Source organism: Streptomyces sp. NBC_01352 (assembly GCF_036237295.1).
GTDB classification, from domain to species: Bacteria; Actinomycetota; Actinomycetes; order Streptomycetales; family Streptomycetaceae; genus Streptomyces; species Streptomyces plumbiresistens.
Genome location: NZ_CP108354.1, coordinates 248,026 through 269,039 on the forward strand (window position 1 = coordinate 248,026; position 21,014 = coordinate 269,039).

The window sequence follows — 21,014 nt, forward strand, 5'->3', positions numbered from 1 at the left end:
CACAAGGCAATCAATCCGATCACCCCCACCCAGGAGTCCGGTATGGCTCAGATCACCATCAACGGCGTGAGTGTGGACCCCTTGGTCCAGTCCGCCGAGCTCGCCAGTGCATCGTTGGTCTCGGAGGACGCCTCACACTCCAACTACCTGCTCGTGCAAACCACACATGTGCCCACCGCTGAGGAGAAGGGACAGCTGGCGGCGCTTGGTGTGGAGATCCACGAATACGTTCCGGAGAGCACGTATCTCTGCGGTTACCGGCCCTCGGACCTGGAGGCCGTGCGCACACTCCCCTTCGTGGCGTGGGCCGATGTATACCTCGAGGGCTTCAAGCTCGGTCAGTCCCTGCGGTCGTCCCGGCTGCGGCCGGCCATCGCCGACCTGGCCGAGCCCCTCGAGGCCGCGGCTCCTGGCACGCACACAGTCGACGTTGTCCTTCACCCCGACGTCGACGCGGCATCGGACGGAGTGCAGGAGCGGATCGCCCAAGCCGCCGGCGTGTCTGCCGGCGACGTCGGGTCCGGCCACCGCAAGGTGCGTATGACGGTCCAGGAGGCGGGCCTGGCCGCGCTGGCCACCCTCGACGAGGTACACCACGTCGAGGGAGTCCCCGAGATGGTGCTGCACAACACGACTGCCGGAACACTGATGCATACCCGGGTATCCCTGAATGGGACGCCCTTCCGGGGCGCGGGGCAAGTCGTGGCAGTCGCAGACACCGGTTTCGACCGCGGCTCGACGGCAGACGTGCACCCCGCCTTCAGCGGACGGGTCAAGCGGCTGGTCGCCCTCGGCCGTACGCTCTCGCAGAGAGCAGATGACCCCGATGGCCACGGAACCCATGTCGCGGGATCGGTCCTCGGCAACGGGACGTCGGCCTCGATGGGCGGGGCCGTCACCGGCACGGCTCCCGAAGCGGAGTTGGTCCTGCAGTCACTTCTGGACGAAAACGGCAACCTCGGTGGTATCCCACCCGATCTGCGTGACCTCTTCGAGCCGCCGTTCCTCCAGGACGGGGTACGGATCCACACCAACTCGTGGGGCCCCAAGCGCCCGAGTCTGCCGTATGACTCCAGTGCCTTCGAGGCCGACGAAATGGTGTGGGACCACAAGGACTTCGTCATCTGTTTCTCTGCAGGAAACAGCGGTCATGACCGGGACCGGGACGGACAGATCAACAAGGCATCCGTGAGCGGGCAGGCCGGCGCCAAGAACGTCATCACGATCGGCGCCAGTGAAAGTAATCGCCCGGACATCCCCCTCACATACGGCCAATTGAACATCGGCTCCTTTCCCGTCAACCCGATCCGTGACGACCGGCAGGCGAACAATCCGGCCGGAATGGCGGCCTTCAGCAGCCGAGGGCCGACCCAGGAAGGCCGTATCAAGCCCGACGTCGTCGCCCCCGGCACGTCGATCCTGTCGGCCCACTCGCGCGTGGCAGGGCCCGACAACCTCTTCGGCACCTCCTCGGACTCCGACTTCTTCTTCCTCAGCGGCACCAGCATGGCCACCCCGCTTGTCGCGGGGTGCGTAGCGGTACTACGCGAGACCCTGGTGAAGAACGGCACCCCCAACCCGAGCGCGGCGCTCCTCAAAGCCATGCTGATCAACGGCGCACAGGATCTGCCCGGCCAGTACAACCCCAGCGAGGCAGGCGCCTCCCCCAACAACAACTCCGGCTTCGGCCTTGTCAACCTCGAACGGTCCACCGCCCTCCAAAGCGACGGCGACCGGGCCGGATTCGCCGACGAGGAGGAGCTGGATCAGGGCGAGGAGCGCTCGTTCCCCGTCACGGTGCCGCAAGGAGCGGACAACACCCTGAAGATCACCCTGGTCTGGACGGACCCGCCCGGTGCGGCCCTGCAGAACGACCTGGACCTGATCGTCCGCGTGGGCGGCCAGGAACGCCACGGCAACATGGGCACGAATCCCGGATTCGACCGTGTCAACAATGTCGAGCAGGTCAGCTGGAAGGGTCTCCCCGCCGGTGACGCTGAGGTCGTCGTTCGTGCGCACAGGATCACCCAGTTCGCACAGCCCTACGCCCTGGCGTGGCAATTCTCCTGAGGAAGGCTCAACCAGTCGGTTGGGCTGCATTCTCTCCCCCGGGCTGGTGCCCCTGTGCTTCCGGCCGGTCCACCCCGAGCTGCAGTCCTTTGACGTGGGCTGTCCCACCCGGAGCCAGAAAATCCGGACCAACGCTGCCGAGGACCATGCCGAGGTCGCCTTCACGTGGGACTACGTCGCCGTCGAGATCACCGGTGTCGTAGCCGCCTCCGTCGCCGCGGCAGCCTCGCTAGGCCGTATCAAGGGCACTTCGACCCCGTACAACGTGCCGGTGGCCCTGGCCCTGCTGAAGCTGTCGACCGGAGGGCTCACCGCCGTTCTGAGCCTGCTGTTGATGCGTGGGGAGTTCGTACCCGGGCTACCGCCCTCGACTGTTCGGCACAGATCATCGCCTGGGCTGTCGTTCGCGGCTACGCCCAGCAGGTCTTCACCAGGCTTGTCGACAGCCAGGGCCAGGCTGTCCTGAATGCCGTGCGCGGCCCGGGAGACTCCCGGTCTGTGCGCGGCCATGAGGCGCCCGATCCAGCCGCAGGCCGTCGGGCTCCGTAACCCGATTACCCCCCTCCTTGTTGCACCGCACGCCCTGAGCCTGCCTCCTGGAGAGCAGGTGCACTACAACCAGGACGGTGGGACTCCCATGGCGGTTACCGGCAGCACCCGCTCGGAGCGGCTCGAACAGGCCGACGCCGCAGCCGAGCGGTATCGCAGAACGAGCACCGAGCGGCAGCACATCAAGAGGCAGCTGGACGCGGGAGTGCTGTTTCCGGACTCACCGGCGGCCATCGCCGCTCGCGCGGCACGGCTGCTCGACAGGCAAGGAGTGCCCGCCGCGGCGGCAGTGGAGAGCATCCGCGAGCAGGCGCTGGACGCGCCCGCCGCGAACGAACGCATCCTCGGCCTCTCCAAAGAGCTGCAGGCCTGGAGCTTCCTGCCACGCGGTGCCCGCGCGGCCCGCACGGTCGCCCGGCTCTCGATCCGGGCGAATGGCCGTGAGCTGCCTGCCGGCACGGGATTCCTGGTCTCACCACGCTTGCTGATGACCAATCACCACGTACTGCCCGATGAGGCAACCGCCCAGCAGTGTGTCGTCGAGTTCGACGCCCAAGTCACCTTGGACAACACCCCCTCCGTGCCGGTCCGATTCGAACTCGATCCCGGCAGCTGCTTCCTTGCGGACGAGCGTCTCGACTTCGCGCTGGTGTTGGTGCAGCCCCTCGCAGACGACCAGCCGCCGGGAGACGTGTTCGGGTGGAACAGACTCAGCGCCCAGGTCGGCAAGCTGGTCATCGGCGAACCGGTGAACGTCATCGGTCACCCCATGGGCCGGCTCAAGGAAATTGCCGTCCGCGACAACGCACTGCAGGTGCGGCTGGACGACTTCCTGCACTACAAGACCGACACTGAGCCGGGAAACTCGGGCTCGCCCGTCTTCAACGATCAGTGGGAAGTAGTGGCGCTGCACCACAGCGGCGTGCCGGAGAAGGACGAACAGGGCCGTACCCTGCGCAAGGACGGCGACGTGTGGCAGCCTGGCGACGGTGACGACGCCATCGCCTGGGTGGCGAACGAAGGCGTGCGCATCAGCTCAATCCTCAGACACCTGGCATCTGTGTCGCCCGGTCTCCCGTCTCCGCTGTCGGCCCTGCTGAGCGAGATGGGCCCGGAGGCGGGCCTCCAGGAAGCGACGACGGCACCGCGACCGGTCTCCGTACCGTCGCTGCCCGGTTCCACAGACACTGCCGCACCACGGCCCTCACACGAAGCCACTGTCACACGTGTCGGCCTCCGTGCCAGGGACACAGCCTTCGGCGGCAACCGGCGTCTCGTTTTCCTGCACGGCAGGAGCCAGCAGGGGAAAGACCCGGAGGTGCTCCGCCGGGGTTGGTCCGCGGGGCTCAACCACGGGCTCACACGTGCCGGGATCACACCGATCGACCCGGCGGACGTATGGTTCCCGTACTACGGTGACGAGCTTATGCGGGCTATCCAGCAACACGAATCCGTTCCCCGCTCGTTCGAAGAGATGACGGCCGACCGAGTGGCGGAAGCATGTGCCCCCGCCGGTCCGGCCAGGAACACCTACGAAGAGCTCATCGCCGAGGCTGCGGGGAACGCGGGGATGCCGCGAGAGGACCTACTGGCCACCGAAGCCTTCGGAGATGCTCTCGTCGGGGCCCTGCAGCGGCAGCTGAGCTGGCTGGCCGCCAAGTCCGACGTGGACGAGTGGATCATCGCCTCGACACTCCGCGATGTCGCGGCGTACCTCGCAGACCCAGGCGTCCGGGATGCGGTCCTGGACACCGTGCTCGCCACCATGCCGACTTCCGGCGAGCTCGTCCTGGTGACGCACAGCCTCGGCACCGTAGTCGGCATGGACCTCATCAGCCGACTCACTCCGGAACTGGACGTCACGCTGCTGGTCACCGCGGGCAGCCCGCTCGGGCTGGACACCGTGTACCGCCGGCTCCTCGTCGGCGGCCCAAAGCGTCCCGATCGGGTGGCCCACTGGGTGAACGTCTGGTGCCCCACCGACGGCGTCGCCATCGGGTGCCCGCTCGCGGACGACTGGAAGGGCGAACTCACCGAGCTGGCCGTCGCCAACTCCCGGGATCGGGCGCACGACATCGAGGAGTACCTCGCCCACCCAAAGGTCGCCGCCTCGATCGGGCACGCGGTCGGCATGGGGTGACGTTTCCCGCCTCGGTACGAATCCGGCCGTTCGGGAACGCCGAACGGCCGTCGTGCCGCGGGTGCCGCACCGGCAGGTCCGGCCCAGGCACCTGCTTCGCCGGGCCACAGCAGGAGGATGTGGCCGGCCGAAGCGACGGTCGGAGCCCCGCGACGGACACCGAGGCCGGGGCAGCGTTCGCCACGAAGACCCCGAGGGCCTCCTCGTTCATCACCACGGTCGCGATGTCGGACCAGCATCGGCTCCCCGAAGTCGACACGGAATCGCTGCCGACCAGGACCACAACGAGCGAGCGGGTCTCAGTTGCCTTTCAGAGGCTCACCCTGCACGTCCGGAGCGAGGAAATCGCCGCGCTCCTCAGGTAGGTGGTTTGTCCTCCTCTGCGTTCAAGCGACCGTCGCCTCGCCATGGGCGTCCAGAGTCACGGTGCCGTCATGCATGGAGCCCTTTTCAATCTACTGAGCGAGTGCGGCAGTTGGCGTGACAGACGTGTGAAGCCCCTGGTAGGCAGGTTCACGACCAAGATCACCTGTGCCACCAGAGGCTTCACGTGCTTGTTTACCGGTCCGGCCTGGACCCACCTGCGCAACGGGCATCCCTACGCCCAGCTCGTAGCCGGGTTGTTCGCCATCGGCACGACCACGGCCTACCGGTACATCACCGAAGCCGTCGACCTCTTGGCCGCCCTGGCACCCACGCTCGAACAAGCCGTCCGAGAGGCGTCGACTCGACGCCCTCGTCTCAGCAAAAATCCACTGCTGGGCGGACAAGGGCTATCAGGGCGCTGGACGGCTGTCCGCGTGCCGTACCGAGGCCGCTGGGAGACCCTGTCCGAGGGGCAGCAGACCGTGAACCGCTCGCAGGCCAAGATCCGAGCCCCGGTCGAACCCGCTATCGCCACCCTCAAGACCTGGCGGCTCCTGCGCAAACTCCGGTGCAGCACCACCCCGCATCACAAGCCTCGTCCAAGCCGTCCTGGCAGGGATGAACGCGTACGCCGCTGACTCTGCGCGGCCGGCCGGAGTGCGGGTCGCCCCCCGGAGGCGAACAGAAGGCTCGTGACGAATCTTCGGATCTGAGGAACCGGCCTCCTGCTCGCGGTCCTGGTCACCGCGGTCGGCGTCCAGCACTCCGTGGCCGGCGCCCGCCTTCTCAACCGGGTCACCGCCGACGACCCCACGATCCGCAAGACCTGGGGAGACGGCGGCTACCGCAAACTCGATACCGAAACGCTGGGCGGTGGAGCGGACCTACGGCTGGTTGATGTCGTCATCCGCCACCGCACCTGACGCTCTGCCCAGGGCCCGCCGTAACCGGCGAGGTCTCTCGGCACGGTCGTTTCGCTCGACTCGGCTGAGGGCCGCCGGGAGCTGGGGACGGTGACCGGCAAACCGAGGCGAGCCGCTTGTCTATCTCCATCCGCAACCAACGTTCCGGATGTCTCCTTCCCGCCGGTGCACAGGCTCGCCCGGTCTGCGGGTTCACTCGGTCCGCGGACTCAGTTGTCGAAGACGATGTCCTCGATGTCGTGGGTCCAGCGGACCTTGCTGTCGTTGACCTCGATGATGAGGTCCAGGCCGGTGCTGGTGTGCCCGGTGGAAAGGATGGTGAACGTGTCGGCCTTGCGACGCAGGAACACCACGAAACCGCCGAGGTCGGGGTCTCCGTCGTTCAGCAGCACGTACTCGCCGAGCCGCCGGTAGAACTTGGGCAGGATGACGTCCTTGCTGACCTCCGGAGGGCCCACGACCACCGTGGGCTTCTGAGTCTTGTCGAGCGGCCACAGACCCTCGCTGTCGGCCTGGGCCTTGTGCGCGGTCGCGGTCATGTCGTTGCGCAGGTCGGGGAAGAGGGCCCGGTAGAAGGTCGGGTAGACGAAGCCCTTGGCGAGCAGCTCGTGGTTGACGGTCTCGTGCAGCATGGCCGGCGTGAAGAAGACGTTGCCGTCCGCATCGGCGTCAGGTCCTGCTCCGGGCCCGGTGAAGGCGATGCAGCGGCCGAGCGGGTCACCGCCGCGGGTCAGGACGTATCCGCGGACGGCGGCGGGGTTGGTGGGGGCCTTGACCTTCCCGCTCGGAGTGCGCTGTACGGGGTCGAACCCGAGGAGGCGCAGCAGTTCGGCAGCCGCCCCTTCGGCCTGCGCCTTGGGCTGGTGCAGCACGCCCCCGCCGACGAAGGGGGGATCGAAGTGCGTCTCCAGGGCGTCGATGCCCTCCAAGCGCAGATTGGCTCCGCCCGGGCCGCGGATCTGAATGGGAACCGGGCCGGGGATCGTGTCCCACACCGCCGGGTCGTCCGGGTAGAACCGGACCGTGTCCCCGTCGGGGCTCGTCCCCACGATCCGGAATTCGCCTTGGATGCGGGTGTACGGCATGAGGGGGCCTCCTCACGGACGCCTGGTAGCGGCCAGAAATGCGCGGACGGACGCCGCACGGCCACTCCTCACTATGCGTCCGCAGCGCCCGGGGGTCCTGTTGGCGGTTCAACGTCTGCGAAGGGAGACATTGAACCGCCACCGGGCGCTCACGGGGTCTCACCGCCCTCAACACTCCGCGCGGCCAGTCCGTCCACGCTGTGGAGCTCCCAGAGCGGCCAGTCGCCTCTGCGGTTGAGCACGATGGCGCGCCGACGACGGCGTACGGGGGCCCTCTGTACGCCCCGTACGTCACCGAGCTGGGCCGGCCGCCTCGCTGGGGAGCGTGGGAGCCCCTGTCCCCAGGCCAGAAGGCGGTGAACCGGTCCCACGCAAAGATCCGGCCCCTCGTCGCGCAGGCCATCGCCACCCTCAAGTCCGGGCGACCCTCCGCAAACTACGATGCTCGACCACCCAGATCACCGAACTCGTCCAGGCCGTCCTGACCCTTCATCGGAACGGGGCCTCCCGCTCCTGCCGGGTGGCGGAGGCGGCGCAGCAGGGGCGTGCCGTGAATGGCACGAGCCACGCGCGCGAGCGCACTGTCATTCTTCCCTGGAACCGTATGGGCCTCAGTGGAGGACCTTCTCCTTTGCCCGGCGGAACTCCTCGTCGGAGATGTCGCCCCTGGCCCGGATCTCCGAGAGCTTGGCGAGTTGTTCTGCCTCGCTGGCGGGGCCGGTGGCGCCCACGGCCTCGCGTATGTACCGGTTCGTCTCGTCCAGCTGGGCCTTGACGTGCGCCTGCTCACGCTTGCCCATGTCCTTGCCCCGGGCCATGACGTAGACGAAGACGCCCAGGAACGGAAGGACGATCGTGAAGACGAGCCAGCCCGTCTTGGCTGCTCCGCCCAGGGAGTCGTCGCGGAAGATGTCGACGATGACGCGGAAGAGCAGGAAGATCCACATCACCCACAGGAAGATCCACATGACCGTCCAGAAAGCTCCCAGGACCGGGTAGTCGTAGGCCAGGTTCACGTAGCTGTCCATTGCTTCTCCTGTTGCTGTCGTCCGTTGAGGTCGCGGTGCGCGCGAATACGAGACCGGCCGTTACAGGTGCTCGTCGCCGGGAGGTTCCAGCCCGAAGGCGCACGCCGATACCGTGGGCGGCGGACACGACCTGCGGGCAGCGGCGTGTAGGAGGCAAGCAGTACTGGGCATCGCCGCCTTGGGGACACCGGCGGCGGCCACGTGAGGGGGCAGCCTCAGGCTTCTTCCAGCGCTTCACCGAACTCGCGCAGCACCCGGCCGTGATGGCTGTGGGCGAGCTGGTGTCCGACCGCCAGGACCAACGCCACCGGCCATTCGATGATCTCCACGGCGGCCAGTACGCCAACGCCGGCCAGAAAGGCGAGCTGCTCGGGAGGGGGCAGTTCAACACGAGCGCCGAACACGTCGAGACTCACTGCGTTGCGGGTAACAGCGCGCTCAGCCGCCCCACTTGCCGTCTTCGCGTCCGCGCCCGGGGCACCGAGCCGCGCGGGGTGGGCGTCCTGTGGGGCGATAGTCGATGCGGTCATGGTTGCCATCCGTTCCATCGTCGACCGCGCACTCATCGACGATGCGTTTTGGCGTTTTACCTTGTTGCCCACGATATCCAGGGGGCCCGGACGGCGCATGGCCAGCCAGTGGCCGCCTCGGGCCACTGCGGTCGGCGGACACCGGACGACCGCCGGAACACCAGGCGCAGCAGGTCGTGCCGGTCGGCGAGGGTGCCGGCCATGGCGTCGATGGGTTCGCCACGATGCAGGCTCCTGCACATACCCGTGGGCCATGGCAAGGCGGGTGAGTTCCGGGGCGAGCAGGGGCTCGCCACTGCCGCAGCGGGCGACGACACCGTAGTCGATACGCATGGTCCGAGGCGGTGGACCGGGACTCTGGGCCGGGACTCCTCCGCCGCGGCTCAGTACCGTGCAGGTCAGGATGTTGCGGTCGTCCTCGTGCAGCGATGCGGGTGGCTGCGTGCGGGCTCGGCGACGAATCTGTCCTGCCGGTCGGGGAAGTCCTGGAGGAGAGCTGGTGTACGGGGGTGGATCGGGCTCCGCGCGGGTGGGTCGCGAGCGGGGCCGAGTTCGTGCTGGTGCCGGCGCAGCCGGTTGATGATGCGGGTCCGCTCGGCCACGGGCTCGTCGCGGTGGTCGACCGACAGCCGGATCTCGTGGCTGGGGCCGTCCAAGTGCGCGAGGGGAAGATTCTCCACTGACCCCGGCGGTGCGGCTTTCGGCGATGAGTGACGGATTGGGTAGCCTCCTTCCGTTATAGGTTGAATCACCTGTTATGTCGCGACCTCCGGAGGGCCCCATCGCTGGCACGAAAGCAGATGCGGCCGGGTCCGCGCCGGGAAATCAGCCCCAGGAGGCCGACCAGCTGCAGAACATGCTGCGTCGGCCCGAGTACCGCAAGGCGCTGGTGTTCTGCGGGCTCATCGGTGTTCCGGTGTCTCTGGTCGCGTTCTGGTTCCTCGTGGCGATGCACGAGCTGGAACAGCTGGTCTGGACGGACTGGCCCAGGGATCTGGGCTGGAAGCAGGCTCCCTGGTGGTGGGGGTTCCCGCTGCTGCTGGTGGCCGGTGTGGCCGTCGGCCTGATCGTCACGCGGCTCCCGGGGCTGGGCGGTCACATCCCGGCGGGCGGCCTGCACGCGGGCGGCATCACGAGGAAGTCGCTGCCGGGTGTCCTCCTCGCCGCTCTGTTCAGCCTGCCGCTCGGTGCCGCGCTGGGACCCGAGGGGCCCCTGATGGCTCTGGGTACCGGCCTCGCTCTGCTCTTCGCGGGTCTCGTACGGGCACCTCAGACCGAGGCGAGCACGGCATTGCTCGGCGCGGCCGGCTCCGCGGCGGCGATCTCGGCGCTCTTCGGGAACCCGGTGGTGGGCGCGGTGCTCCTGATGGAGGTGGCGGGAGTGGGTGGGCCGCAGCTCTTCGCGGTGATGCTGCCCGCCATGCTGTCCAGCGGAATCGGGGCGTTGGTGTTCACCGGTTTCGGCCGCTGGACCGGCTTGCAGACCATGAGTTTGAACGTCGGTCTGCCCAAGGCGCCGCCGCTCGACGCCGGGGACGTGCTGTGGGGGCTGCTGATGGCGCCGGCCATCGCGCTCTTCATCCACTGGGCCTTCGTGGGCGGGCGGTTCACGGCCGGCTTCGTGTCGTCACGGACGGTGCGCAACACCACCCTCTGCGCGCTCGGGGCGGCCGGCTGCATCGCGCTCTACACGGTCGCCACCGGCCGTTCGCCGGCTGAGGTCGCCCTGTCCGGGCAGGTCACCCTGGGCCGGCTGGCCTCGGATCCGCATGCCTGGTCGGTGGGCGCGCTCATCGCGGTGCTGGTGTTCAAAGGCGTCGCGTACACGCTCTGCATGGGAAGTCTGCGAGGCGGGCCCGTCTTCCCCGCGCTGTTCTTCGGCGGGGCGATCGGCGCCCTGCTGGCGCCGCTGCCCGGCTTCGGCCTGGTGCCGGCCATGGCGGCCGGGATGGCGGCGTCGGCCACCGCGGCCCTGCGGCTGCCCGTCAGCAGCGTGGTGCTGGTCGTCCTCCTGCTGGGCAACGTGGACACGGTCCCGGTCGTGGTGCTGGCGGCGGTCGGCTCCTTCGTCCTGACCGAACTGTTGCCGCAGGGCCCGCGGATCCCCGCGTTCAGCGAGTCGCCAGCCGGTCGAGCGCGTCGTAGAGAGTCGTCGCCTGGCAGTTGACGTCGAGCGCGGAGCTTGCGGGGGTGCTGCCGAAGCGGACGGTGCCCGGCTGGTGTGTGCAGGTAGATGATGTGCGGCAGCAGATGGTGTTCGTGCATCCCAAAGTGGCGGCCGAGTATCCCCTGAGCTTGTGCCGCAGACGCTCCGTCCCGGCGATGTTGTTTTCGTCCAGGGCCAGCTGGATGGCCGCGGTCCCGGTCGAGAGCGACGCGGTTTTGCGCGGCGGGTAGACCCTCACCGCACAGCCACAAGTCGACCGCCTGGCCACGGTGCCATCGTGCCGCCGCGCGGCCCGTGGCGCGCGCGTGGCGGGGTCGTATGGGCGGCGGTGCCGCCGGCCCGGTGGCTGGATCGGGAAGAGGGCTGGCGTTCCTCCTCGCCTGGCTTGCCTCATCTCGCGGCGGTGCGGCCCACCACCGGGGGTGAGCCTCCGGCTCCCAATTCCCCGCCCTACAGTCTCGCTCGCTGTGAGGCTCGCCAACGGCGTGGGTCTGGTCCGGTACGGCGTACACCGCCACCGGTCCGGCCACCGCCCAAGCCCTCCGACGCGGCGGGGCTGGCGCTGGTGAACGCCGGCCTGTCCCACACCTCCTCCTACGTGGCCCTGTTCGGCTACTGCCTGCCGGCGTTGGAGATCCTTATGTTCGCCCCGCGTACGGCTGGGACAGCTGCGCGCCTGGATACGGGCTTACCCAGGACCAGGCGCTCACCGGCGGGTCGCTGGTGTTGGGCCGTATCTGGTGGGCGGGAGCGTCGATCAGTTGACGTCCTGAGCGCTGAGCGCTCCGTCGGCTGAGTCGATATGCGGCTCCGCTGCGGGGCCGCGATGATCCGTCGGTCGCCTGCGGCACCGTCCTGGCTGGTCGCGCAGTTCTCCGCGCACCTTCAGGGCGCTGTCGAACCGCAGTCGACTTCGCCGGGCCGGGGTCTCACAGCACAGCGAGCGGATTGACCGGGGAGCCGGTCGCGGAAGGCAGCCGCAGCGGCGCGATCACACACAGGAACGACCAGCGCCCTTCTCGTACGCAGATCGGTGCGAGGTCCTCGAATCGCACGTAGTCCAGAAGGTGCAGCCCCATGGCGTGCACGGCGAGGACGTGCACGGGGAAGGCCCCGCCCTGTGTGGTGCTGGGCGCCGTGTCTTTGTTGCCGTCGCTGCCGAGCACCGCCACTTCCCGCTCGGCCAGGAACTCCAGGGCGGCCGGATGCAGCCCGGCTCGTGCGCGGGCAGCGTCCCACGGCCTCGCTCCTCGCGGCGCCGCCGGTGTCCGACTCGTACGAGCAGGATGTCGCCGGGGCCGACTCGGACACCCTGCCGGGCCTCGGCGGCGGCGAGGTCTTCCACGGTGAGGTGGGATCCGGGTTCGAGCCAGGGCAGGCCGTGCAGTCCCGGGATGTCCAGCAGCACGCCGCGTCCCACGATGCCGTCCCGGGCCAGGTCGAGTGACAGGGTGCTCGCCCCGTCGGGCGAAAGGGCGTCGGCAGCCGGGACGCCGCCGTGCAGAGTGCCGTTGTGGATGACGTGGCACAGGGCGTCGAGGTGGCTGTTGACATCGCTGTGGATGTCCATGGCGAAGCGGTCCCGGGCGAAGTCCAGGCCCTCGCCCGGTCCCGGAACGCCGCCCGCCGGAGAGGTGAGCCGGTGCTCGGCGGGCTCCGGTGTCGTCAGGCCCGGCGAGGGTGTTCGCCGGGGCGGCCAGCGAGATCGTACGGCCCGAACGCACCTCGCGGATGGCGGCCAGCACCCGCTCGGAGGTGAGGGTGTCCAGGGCGCCCCGGTGTGACGCCGCACCGGGGGCCGTGCTCCGCAGCCGCCGGTACAGCGACCGGAAATCCGCCTCGCTGAGCTGGTCGGAGGTCGGCATGCTCCCACCATCTGGCAGGGGCCCGGATCTCGCGCGCTGAGCCGGCGGCGCGGGTCGTCCCGATTGGCCAGAGCCCGGTGCCACGGCGCCAATGGACGGCGACCAAAGTCTCGGAGGTTGCGACGGACATACTGCACCTCCGGGCGGTGTCCCCACCGGACCTCAGGGACCAGGCGATCGCACGGCTCGGCACCGAGCCGGGTGTCCTCAATCTCGTCCTGCACCCGGACCGCGTCCGCAACCCCGACGGCGACTCCATCGCATGTGACGTGCTGACCGGGGCCGCGAACGAGGTGCTCAGGGGCTTGCGAGATCTGGAACTCGAGCACCGCGGATCCATCGTCCTGGCGCCGGTCGACTTCGCCTTCTCCGACCGCGCGGCCAGGGGCGGGACGGAGAAGTCGGGGCCCGGCTGCAGGCGCCGGTGTGGGAGCAGGTGAAGGCCGGATCCGGGCCGAGGGCCTCTATCCGCCCAGCTGTTGCCCGTTCCTGGTGATCGCCGGCCTCATCACCGCGGTGGGCATCATCACGTACCCCCAGGTCCTCATCGTCGCAGCGATGGTCGTCGGACCGGAGTACGGGGCGATCCCCAGCATCGCGTTCGGCATCGACCGGCGCGCGGGGCACCGGATGCGGCGGGGACTCGCCGCCCTGCTCGTCGGGTTCCTGCTGGCCGTCGCCGCCGCCCTCCTCTTCGGTCTCCTGGTCCGGGGCTTCGGCCTGCAGCCGCGGGCGTTCGACCTGGTGATCAGGCCGGTGTCGAACCTGATCGACACGCCGAACTTCTTCTCGGTGGCGGTCGCCGTGCTGGCGGCGAGCGTCGGCATCGTGTCCTGACGGAGGCCCGTACCAGCGCGCTGCTCGGTGTCTCCATCTCGGTCGCCACCATTCCGGCGGAGGCCGAGATCGGTGTCTCGTGCGCTTTCGCCAGCTGGGCCGAGGCGCGGGGCTCGCTGCTGCAACTGCTCCTCAACATCGGCATCCTGATCGCGGTCGGCACCGCCGCCCGCAAATGCCAGCGGGCGATCTGGCGCCGCGTGCGCAAGCGCCAGGACGAGCACGCGGCATACCGGACACCACCGGGCTGACAGGGTGTCACGCGGGCGCCGTGTCCAGGAACTCGCGGATGGCGAAGGCCACCAGCACGATCACCGCCGTCCAGATCACGACCATCATGGTCGGATAGCTCCAGACGAACAGGACGATCGCGGCCACCACCAGGATCGCGGCCCCGATCCACCTCTTGAAGCGGTGCACGAACCGGCCGACCGCGCCCAGGCGCAGCCCGGCCGAGGCGGCCACGTCGCGCCCCGCGCCGATGCCCCGGCTGCAGAAGTGACGGGTGAACACGGCGGCTCGGGACGGGCCGACGAAGAAGGCCCCGAAGGCCGTGACCAGGGCCAGCGCCCCGACCGCCCGCACCCCGGCGCGCAGGAACCTCACCAGCGCGTCGTAGACGGCGCCCGCGGCACCCGCGTTCGTTCCCGGCGGCAGATGGTCCAGATACACCGTACGGAAGACAGTGAGGCACACCCCCAGTACCACCATGGCGGCGAACACCCCGAGCGCGGCCCCGATCAGCGCCCGCCGGCGATGGGACGCCAGGAATACGCCCGCGGCGGCGATCAGCACCGCGATGACGGGCAGCCAGTTGCCGATGATCTGCAGCACCCTCAGATACGACTTGATCTTGCCGACGTCCTTCCCGTGGACCACGACGAAGTCCGTGTGGACGTCCGGGATCTTCGCGGCCGCCCCGAAACCCGAGCTGACCAGTCGGTCCTTCACCTGGGCCACGATGGGGCCGACGTCGATGGCGACCTGATCGTCCTTCAGCGACACCACGGCGTCGGCCGAGCCCGTCAGCGCCTTGTCCACTGCCGTGTGGGCCCGACGGTTGGCGTTCGTCCAGGCCGTCTCGAAGGCGCTGCTGGAGACCACCCGCCTCACGGTGGAGCTCACCAGCTCCTTGAGACCGTTCTCGATGGGACCGCTCAGGCCGCCGATGAGGCTCGCGGCCCTGGGCGGCACGCCCTCCTGCGCCGCCGCCCGGCTCAGCTCCGCGACCAGAGCGTCCACGTCGATCCGCTGCAGCACGACGTTGGTGACGCGGGTGGTGACCGCCTGCTGGACGTCGGGATCGGAGGCCAGCGGGGCCATGGTCGCGACGTACCGGTCGGTGTCCCGGACGATGCTGTTCGCCCAGACCGCGACCACGGCCAGCAGCGCCAGCACCGACGCCAGGATGATCAGCAGGACCGAGCCCAGCGACCGGATCCGGTGCCTCGGCTCGTGCCGGACGCTCTCCAACTCGCTGACTCGGCGGCGGAGTTCGTCCAGTTCATTGCCTTGCTGCGGTGAACGGCGCTGATCGTCGGGTGGAGCCGCACGGGGGCGCTCCGGCTCCGGTGGGGGCGAGTCGCTGCCTGTCATGCCTTCGAGGAGATCCCGGCGAGGGTCGTCGAGCGAGGCGGGAGGGCCGGCGGGGTGACCTGCGTCCGGGTGCGACGACCGGTGTCCGGTGATGCAATGGCGTTCAGGGGCCCACGAGCACCAGAGGTGACCGCCGTGAGCGAGAAGATCGACGAGATGGGACCCATCGACTACTTGGTGGTGGAATTCCCCGGCAACCGAATGACAGGCGAGGGCTTCCCGCTGCTGGTCGATCTGGTGGACCGCGGCCTCATCCGGATCCTCGACCTGGTGTTCATCAGGAAGGAAGAGGACGGCTCGGTGACCGCCCTGGAGATCGCCGATCTCACCGGTGACGGCGAACTCGACCTCGCCGTCTTCGAGGGAGTCCACTCCGGTCTGCTGGGTCAGGACGACCTCGAGGAGGCCGCTGCGGCCGTGGAGCCCGGCAACTCCGCCGGCCTGCTGATCTACGAGAACGTGTGGGCCGCGCCCTTCGCCGCCGCCCTGCGACGTGGCGGAGCTCAGTTGGTCGCCTCCGGTCGGCTCCCCGTACAGGACGTCCTCGCCTCACTCGAAGCGGCCGAATCCGCGTCGTGACGTGAGGCGTGAAGTCGACGGACAGCTGCGTCCCCAGACGGAGGCGGACCGGTCGGCCGACATGCGGAAGGCACCGCGGTGATGACCGACCGGGTGCTCACGGGCCTCGGTCTGATCGTGGTACTGGCGGTGGGCTCACAGGTGCTGGCCCCAGTCGGCCGCGGATCCTGCGCTGGTCGTCCTGCTGCCGGTCGGTTTCACCGCCGGCGCTCTGACGGACGACACCCCGAGCGGCTGCGGGCAGCACCTTCTCGCCGCTCGTCGCACTGGCTGTCGCTGTCATTTTGTACGACGCGGGGCTGGGACTCGATATGCGCCGCTCTGCCGCCCACACCCGGCGGGGTCGTGGTGCGCCTGCTGTGGCTCCACTGTACTTGTCACGTAGCTGTCAGATCTTGGTGGTGTCCGGGCCGACGGTCGTGGGTCCGCTGCTCAAGTTCGTACGCCCCACTGACCGCGTCCAGTGGATCCTCGTCCGGGAGAGGTCGCTGATCGACCCGGTGGGTGGCATCCTGGGCGCGCCGCCTCAGGACGCTGTACGGCCGCCGAAGGTCGCCGACGGCGTCACGGGCCCGCGAGAGGGTGACCTGGAGGTCCTCCGTGGCGTCGATGGTGCCTCCTGGCTCGTCCGGCTCCAGCGGCTCCAGGTTCGTCGAACTGCGCGTCGACCAGCCCGGCGGGCATGAAGTGCCCGGCGCGCCCGGCCACGCGGCCCCGGACAATGTCCCGGTTCACGGCCAGGTACAGGCACCCGACCTCGGTCGCGGCGGACCGCAGCTCGTCACGGTAGCGGCGCTTGAGCGTCGAGCATGCCACGACCAGCCCCCGGCCGGACTCGGCGGACTCGCGGATGCGGTCGGCCAGGGTGTGCAGCCACGGCTTGCGGTCCATGTCGTCCAGGGCATGCCCGGCGCTCATCTTGGCTACGTTGCGGACGGGATGGAGTGCGACGCCCTCCAGGAACGGCAGGCCGAGTCCGTCGGCGGGCAGTGCCGTCACTGCCGCTGGTCTCCACTGATACCCCTGTCGCAATCCCCGTCACCCGGGATTCAACGCGGGATCCGTTCCACGACGAACGCGCCGGCGGGTCACCGCACGAGTCCACGTCCCCCGTCGGTCCGTCGGTCCGTCGGACTAGGCGTCGCTGGCCGTGCGGGCGCACAGGGCCCAGATGACGAAGCCGTCAATGACGATCAGCGTGATGGCCCAGAACGGGTACCAGGGGAGCCACGCGAAGTTGGCGAGCATCGACAGCCCTGCCACGGCGACGCCGACCATTCGGGCCCACAGCTTCCCGCTGAACAGGGCGAAGCCCGCCAGCGTCACGACGATGCCGATGATGAGATGCATCCAGCCCCAGCCGGTGAGGCTCCACTGGAAGGTGTAATTACGGGTCGTGACCAACAGATCGTCGTCCGCTATTGCGGCTATCCCCTGGAATATCGCCATAATGCCGCCGAAGACCATCATGACCCCGGCGAATGCCGTCCAGCCGGTTACAGCCATTCCCCGACCTGTGTGGGTTCGCCGCATTCCTGCACTGTGCGTGGCCATTTCGAGCTCCTGTTGGCTGGGTCTCATCGCCGGACGGAATCGCCGACGACGCACACGCTTCCAGCGTGCCACGAGTCACAGCGTCCGGCAGATCGGCGGGAATTACATCGGATCGGATCCCGCCGAGGTGCAGCGGAATCCGAGCAATGGTGCAATGGAGGCGTAGTGTGCTCCGGCTCGGTGAGTCATTCACCGATTCCGAGCGGGAAAGGATCGCCATGCCAGGTCTTCTTCGCGGAATCGCCCGCACTGCCGCCGTCGCGGGAACGGCGACCGCCGTGTCCAACCGCGTGACGCGCCGTCAGCAGGGCCGGTGGGCCGCCCAGCAGGGCTACCAGGAACCCCAGTCACAGCCCGTCCACTCTGCGCAGCCACAGCCACAGCCGCAGCAGTCCGCGGCGCCGGCCGACGACATGGGCAGCATGCTCGACCAACTCAAACAGCTCGGCGAGCTCAAGTCACAAGGCGTCATCACCGAGGCTGAGTTCGAGGAGCAGAAGCGCAGGCTCCTCGCCTGACTGACGCGTATCCTTCACCTCCCTACAAGTTGTCCCCCGCGGCTTTGGCTGCCCGGCTGCCGGCGGTGGTGGCGTCGCAGGACCGCGCAGCGGTTGCGCGATCTGCCCTCCGACAGGAATCCGGCGGCGCACTGGTAGAGCAGCGGCTGGAAGAGGTGGCGGGCACGACGGTCGACCTCGGACACCGCAACCGGTGACCGCCGCAGGGCCCGAGCGGCGAACAGCCCGGCGAACCCCCCGCCGAGGATCACCACCCGGCGGGGGGTGACATCTCCTCCACCGGCGCTCAGCCTCCCGTGGCGAAGCCGGGAAACAGCGTCATTCCACCGTCGACGAAAAGCGTGCTGCCCACGACGTAGTCGAGCAGGTCGGATGCCATGGCGACGACGGCGTCGGCGATGTCGTCCGGGTCGCCCACGCGGCGGTACGGGATCAGCTTCAGGAGCTCCGACTCGGCCTCAGGGGTCGACCAGGCATCGCGGTTGATCGGCGTGCGGATGGCTCCGGGCGCAACCGCGTTGACCCTGATCCCGTGAGGAGCCAGCTCCTGGGCGAGGGTCTGCATCAGCATGCCCACGCCCCCCTTGGAAGAGGCGTAGTTGACGTGGCCCGCCCAAGGGATGATCTGATGGATCGAGCTCATACAGATGATCTTCCCCGCCGCCCGGGAAACCTCCGGAACGACACCGCGCCGTACGAACTCCTTGGCGGCTTCCCGCGCACAGAGGAACTGTCCGGTCAGGTTGACGTCGATGACCTTCTGCCACTGTTGGAGCGTCATCTCCGTCACGGCCGAGTCCCTTTGAAGGCCGGCGTTGGCCACCATGATGTCGATGGTGCCGAACTCCTTCACCATCCGCGCGACCATGGCGACCACTTGGTCCTCGTCGGACACATCGGCCTCGTGGGCATAGGCGCGGACTCCGAAGCCCTCGATCTCCGCCACGACCTTCTCGGCCTCGTCCGCCCCGACGACGTAATTCACCACGACGTCTGCTCCGGCCCGGCCCAGGGCAATGGCAGTCGCCTTGCCGATCCCCGAGTTGGCACCGGTCACCAGCGCTTTCTGACCCCTGAGAAGCTGCGCGTACACCGTTCCGCGGTTCTCGCTGACACTTCCTGCCACGACGATCTCTCTTTCGGTGATTCGACGGCGATGCCCGCTGTCCCCCATACCGACGGACGTGCCGCGGGGATCGGGCGACACATATGAGGAAAGGTCGAGCGTCGACCGGCCCAACAGGGCGGGCGCGGAGGTGGCGGCATGCCCGGCACCGACGAAAGCACCCGGCCCCGGTGACGGAACGCACCGGCGCGCCCCGCCACCGCATTTCGGCCCGGCTTGTCATCCGGCTGGGCTACCGCGCTGAGGGCCTGCGGGCATGAAGGGGAGCCCTCCATCAGGGACCCGGATTCCCAACCTGACTCGCCCGCCGGGAAGACATAGTTGCTGGTGGCCTTTGCCGCCGCGGCTCGCCGCAGGCACACCTGTGGCCCCTGGCTGTGCCGGTGCGGGATTCTTCGGCCCGGGCTTTGGTCTGGGCGAGGCGGTAGACACCTCGTGCTGCTATGCCGTCAAGCGGCTCGGGTCTCGCTCTCGAATGAGGGCGGCCAGCGCCGTTCGTGGACCGGCGTGCAGTTCCGTCTCGGTGTGTCTCTCGCCCGCGGCTGGCTCCGGAGCTGTTTGAATCACCGCATGACTAAACGTGATGATTGGGCTCTTTTCGGTAACCGATTCCTGACGGTGCCCGCTCCCTCGGAGACCTTCCCCGAGGAAGGTATGGCCGCGACGGACGCAATGAGACTCGTGGATGTGGATCTCGCCATGGAGGGCGACCCGCAGCGCAACCTCGCCACGTTTGTCACCACTTGGATGGAGCCGGAGGCGCAACGGCTGATCGCCGAGAACCTCCATCGCAATTTCATCGACCATGCGGAGTACCCCATTTCCGCCGAGATCGAGCAGCGTTGCGTGCGCATGCTCGCCGACCTTTTCCACGCGCCGGGCAGGACGACGGGATGCCGGACTCAGGGCTCATCCGAGGCGATCATGCTCGGTGCGCTGTCGCTGAAGTGGAAGTGGCGCGAGCGCCGCCAGGCAGCCGGCCTGTCGATCGACCGGCCCAATTTGGTTTTCGGGGGAGACGTCCACGTCGTGTGGGAGAAGTTCTGCCGTTACTTCGACGTCGAGCCGCGGATCGTGCCGCTTGCCGAGGGTAAGTACACGATCGGTCCGGAGGACGTGGAGTCCCTCCTCGACGAGAACACGATCGGCGTCGTCGCCGTCCTCGGCACCACGTTCACCGGCCACAAGGATGATGTCGTCGGGATCGACAAGCTCCTGCGGGACGTCCGTCAAGAGCGGGACCTCGACATCCCGATTCACGTCGACGGCGCCAGCGGCGCCTTCGTGTGGCCCTTCCTCTACCCGGACTCGAAATGGGACTTCCGGCTCGAGCAGGTCCGTTCGATCAATGTCTCGGGTCACAAGTACGGCCTGGTCTACCCCGGCATCGGTTGGCTGGTCTTCCGCGAGGAGTCCGACCTGGCCAAGGACCTCGTGTTCTACGAGAACTATCTGGGCAAGACCGACGCGACGTTCACGCTGAACTTCTCTACAGGTGCGTCGATGGTGCTCGCGCAGTACTACAACTTCGTGCGGCTCGGTCGCCAGGGCTACACCTACGTCATGAAGATGATGCAGGAGAACGCCCGCGCTCTGGCAGACCAGCTGCGGAGCAGCGACCGCTTCGAAGTGATCGGGAGTGACCTCGAGCAGCTGCCGCTGGTCGCTTTCCGTCTCGTCGGCAAGCACGCCTACGACGAGTCCGACATCGCCTGGCAGCTCTCGGCCGAGCGGGGCTGGATGGTGCCGGCATACACGCTCCCGCCCAACGCGGAGCGGGTGAAGGTCCTGCGCGCCCTGGTCAAGGAAACGCTGAGCCGCGAGCAGATCGATCGCCTGAGCCAGGACATTGCCGACGCGTGTCGCACGTTGGACGACAAGGGTGCGGCCCATGGGAACGAGCGGACCCAGATCAAGCGCGGCACCGGCTACTGATCACGGTGCCGGAGCCGCAGCTTCGGGCGACCGGATACCGGCGACCCAGCGATGGAAACTGCGACGCGCTACCGCTGCCCGCACCCTCACAGCCAACACGGTCAGCCGACCCAAGCCCACCCAGAAAATACTCCGGGCGGTCAGCC

General features: G+C 68.5%; 15 protein-coding genes and 6 pseudogenes. 11 read left to right on the top strand and 10 right to left on the bottom strand.

All coding sequences use genetic code 11. From position 1 onward, the window contains the following. Nucleotides 1-42 precede the first annotated feature (42 nt). From OG252_RS01320 to OG252_RS01335, 4 genes and pseudogenes are all read left to right on the top strand, one after another. Nucleotides 43-2,070, top strand: a complete 2,028-nt coding sequence (locus tag OG252_RS01320) for a S8 family serine peptidase (protein ID WP_266452608.1) — start codon at nucleotides 43-45, stop codon at nucleotides 2,068-2,070. Nucleotides 2,071-2,707: 637 nt separating this feature from the next. Then, nucleotides 2,708-4,759 (top strand): trypsin-like serine peptidase, encoded by a 2,052-nt coding sequence (locus OG252_RS01325; protein WP_266452607.1) that lies wholly within the window; start codon nucleotides 2,708-2,710, stop codon nucleotides 4,757-4,759. A gap of 578 nt (nucleotides 4,760-5,337) precedes the next feature. After that, nucleotides 5,338-5,821 (top strand): annotated as a pseudogene (locus tag OG252_RS01330) (transposase family protein); the annotation flags it as partial. A 23-nt stretch (nucleotides 5,822-5,844) separates the two neighbouring features. After that, a pseudogene (locus OG252_RS01335) lies at nucleotides 5,845-6,049 on the top strand (IS5 family transposase); the annotation flags it as partial. A 208-nt stretch (nucleotides 6,050-6,257) separates the two neighbouring features. On the opposite strand, the gene OG252_RS01340 reads toward OG252_RS01335, so the two are convergent. Beyond that, a complete protein-coding gene (locus OG252_RS01340) occupies nucleotides 6,258-7,133 on the bottom strand; it encodes a nuclease (protein WP_266452605.1) in 876 nt (291 codons plus the stop codon). Nucleotides 7,134-7,438: 305 nt separating this feature from the next. Here OG252_RS01340 and OG252_RS01345 point away from each other — a divergent pair. Further along, nucleotides 7,439-7,626 (top strand): annotated as a pseudogene (locus OG252_RS01345) (IS5/IS1182 family transposase); the annotation flags it as partial. 118 nt (nucleotides 7,627-7,744) lie between these two features. Here OG252_RS01345 and OG252_RS01350 read toward each other — a convergent pair. From OG252_RS01350 to OG252_RS01360, 3 genes are all read right to left on the bottom strand, one after another. After that, nucleotides 7,745-8,161, bottom strand: a complete 417-nt coding sequence (locus OG252_RS01350; RefSeq protein WP_329333040.1) for an SHOCT domain-containing protein — start codon at nucleotides 8,159-8,161, stop codon at nucleotides 7,745-7,747. Nucleotides 8,162-8,376: 215 nt separating this feature from the next. Then, nucleotides 8,377-8,763, bottom strand: coding sequence for a hypothetical protein (locus OG252_RS01355; protein ID WP_329333042.1), 387 nt, complete (start codon nucleotides 8,761-8,763; stop codon nucleotides 8,377-8,379). A gap of 326 nt (nucleotides 8,764-9,089) precedes the next feature. Continuing rightward, on the bottom strand, nucleotides 9,090-9,347 hold the full coding sequence (locus OG252_RS01360) for a hypothetical protein (protein ID WP_329333043.1): 258 nt from the start codon (nucleotides 9,345-9,347) through the stop codon (nucleotides 9,090-9,092). A gap of 200 nt (nucleotides 9,348-9,547) precedes the next feature. Between OG252_RS01360 and OG252_RS01365 the strand changes: the two genes are divergently transcribed. Continuing rightward, nucleotides 9,548-10,858 (top strand): chloride channel protein, encoded by a 1,311-nt coding sequence (locus OG252_RS01365; protein ID WP_329333045.1) that lies wholly within the window; start codon nucleotides 9,548-9,550, stop codon nucleotides 10,856-10,858. Nucleotides 10,859-11,787: 929 nt separating this feature from the next. On the opposite strand, the gene OG252_RS52255 is transcribed toward OG252_RS01365, so the two are convergent. Both OG252_RS52255 and OG252_RS52260 read right to left on the bottom strand, forming a co-directional pair. Further along, nucleotides 11,788-12,024, bottom strand: a complete 237-nt coding sequence (locus tag OG252_RS52255) for a hypothetical protein (protein ID WP_443068521.1) — start codon at nucleotides 12,022-12,024, stop codon at nucleotides 11,788-11,790. Nucleotides 12,025-12,161: 137 nt separating this feature from the next. Then, nucleotides 12,162-12,734 (bottom strand): annotated as a pseudogene (locus OG252_RS52260) (cyclase family protein); the annotation flags it as partial. 117 nt (nucleotides 12,735-12,851) lie between these two features. Between OG252_RS52260 and OG252_RS01375 the strand changes: the two are divergent. Further along, nucleotides 12,852-13,811: pseudogene (locus tag OG252_RS01375) on the top strand (DUF389 domain-containing protein). Nucleotides 13,812-13,818: 7 nt separating this feature from the next. Here the strand turns inward: OG252_RS01375 and OG252_RS01380 are convergent. Then, nucleotides 13,819-15,156 carry a hypothetical protein gene (locus OG252_RS01380; protein WP_329333047.1) on the bottom strand — a complete coding sequence of 446 codons (1,338 nt, stop codon included), beginning with the start codon at nucleotides 15,154-15,156 and terminating at the stop codon, nucleotides 13,819-13,821. 156 nt (nucleotides 15,157-15,312) lie between these two features. On the opposite strand from OG252_RS01380, the gene OG252_RS01385 reads away from it, so the two are divergent. Beyond that, the gene (locus OG252_RS01385) at nucleotides 15,313-15,735 is read left to right on the top strand and encodes a DUF6325 family protein (protein ID WP_406499295.1); all 423 of its coding nucleotides are present in this window, start codon (nucleotides 15,313-15,315) and stop codon (nucleotides 15,733-15,735) included. Nucleotides 15,736-15,816: 81 nt separating this feature from the next. Continuing rightward, a pseudogene (locus tag OG252_RS01390) lies at nucleotides 15,817-16,256 on the top strand (cation:proton antiporter); the annotation flags it as partial. Nucleotides 16,257-16,299: 43 nt separating this feature from the next. Here the strand turns inward: OG252_RS01390 and OG252_RS01395 are convergent. Together OG252_RS01395 and OG252_RS01400 are read right to left on the bottom strand one after the other, a co-directional pair. After that, nucleotides 16,300-16,734 carry a gluconokinase gene (locus OG252_RS01395; RefSeq protein ID WP_329333050.1) on the bottom strand — a complete coding sequence of 145 codons (435 nt, stop codon included), beginning with the start codon at nucleotides 16,732-16,734 and terminating at the stop codon, nucleotides 16,300-16,302. A gap of 135 nt (nucleotides 16,735-16,869) precedes the next feature. After that, entirely contained in the window at nucleotides 16,870-17,289 is a 420-nt protein-coding gene (locus OG252_RS01400; protein ID WP_329333052.1) for a DUF7144 family membrane protein, read from the bottom strand. A 218-nt stretch (nucleotides 17,290-17,507) separates the two neighbouring features. Between OG252_RS01400 and OG252_RS01405 the strand changes: the two genes are divergently transcribed. Next, on the top strand, nucleotides 17,508-17,807 hold the full coding sequence (locus tag OG252_RS01405) for an SHOCT domain-containing protein (protein ID WP_266452597.1): 300 nt from the start codon (nucleotides 17,508-17,510) through the stop codon (nucleotides 17,805-17,807). A 286-nt stretch (nucleotides 17,808-18,093) separates the two neighbouring features. Here the strand turns inward: OG252_RS01405 and OG252_RS01410 are convergent, their stop codons facing one another. Next, nucleotides 18,094-18,900 (bottom strand): SDR family oxidoreductase, encoded by an 807-nt coding sequence (locus OG252_RS01410; RefSeq protein ID WP_329345053.1) that lies wholly within the window; start codon nucleotides 18,898-18,900, stop codon nucleotides 18,094-18,096. A 603-nt stretch (nucleotides 18,901-19,503) separates the two neighbouring features. On the opposite strand from OG252_RS01410, the gene OG252_RS01415 reads away from it, so the two are divergent. Further along, nucleotides 19,504-20,868: a glutamate decarboxylase gene (locus OG252_RS01415; protein ID WP_329333055.1), complete on the top strand. Its 1,365-nt coding sequence runs from the start codon at nucleotides 19,504-19,506 to the stop codon at nucleotides 20,866-20,868. Nucleotides 20,869-21,014 lie beyond the last annotated feature (146 nt).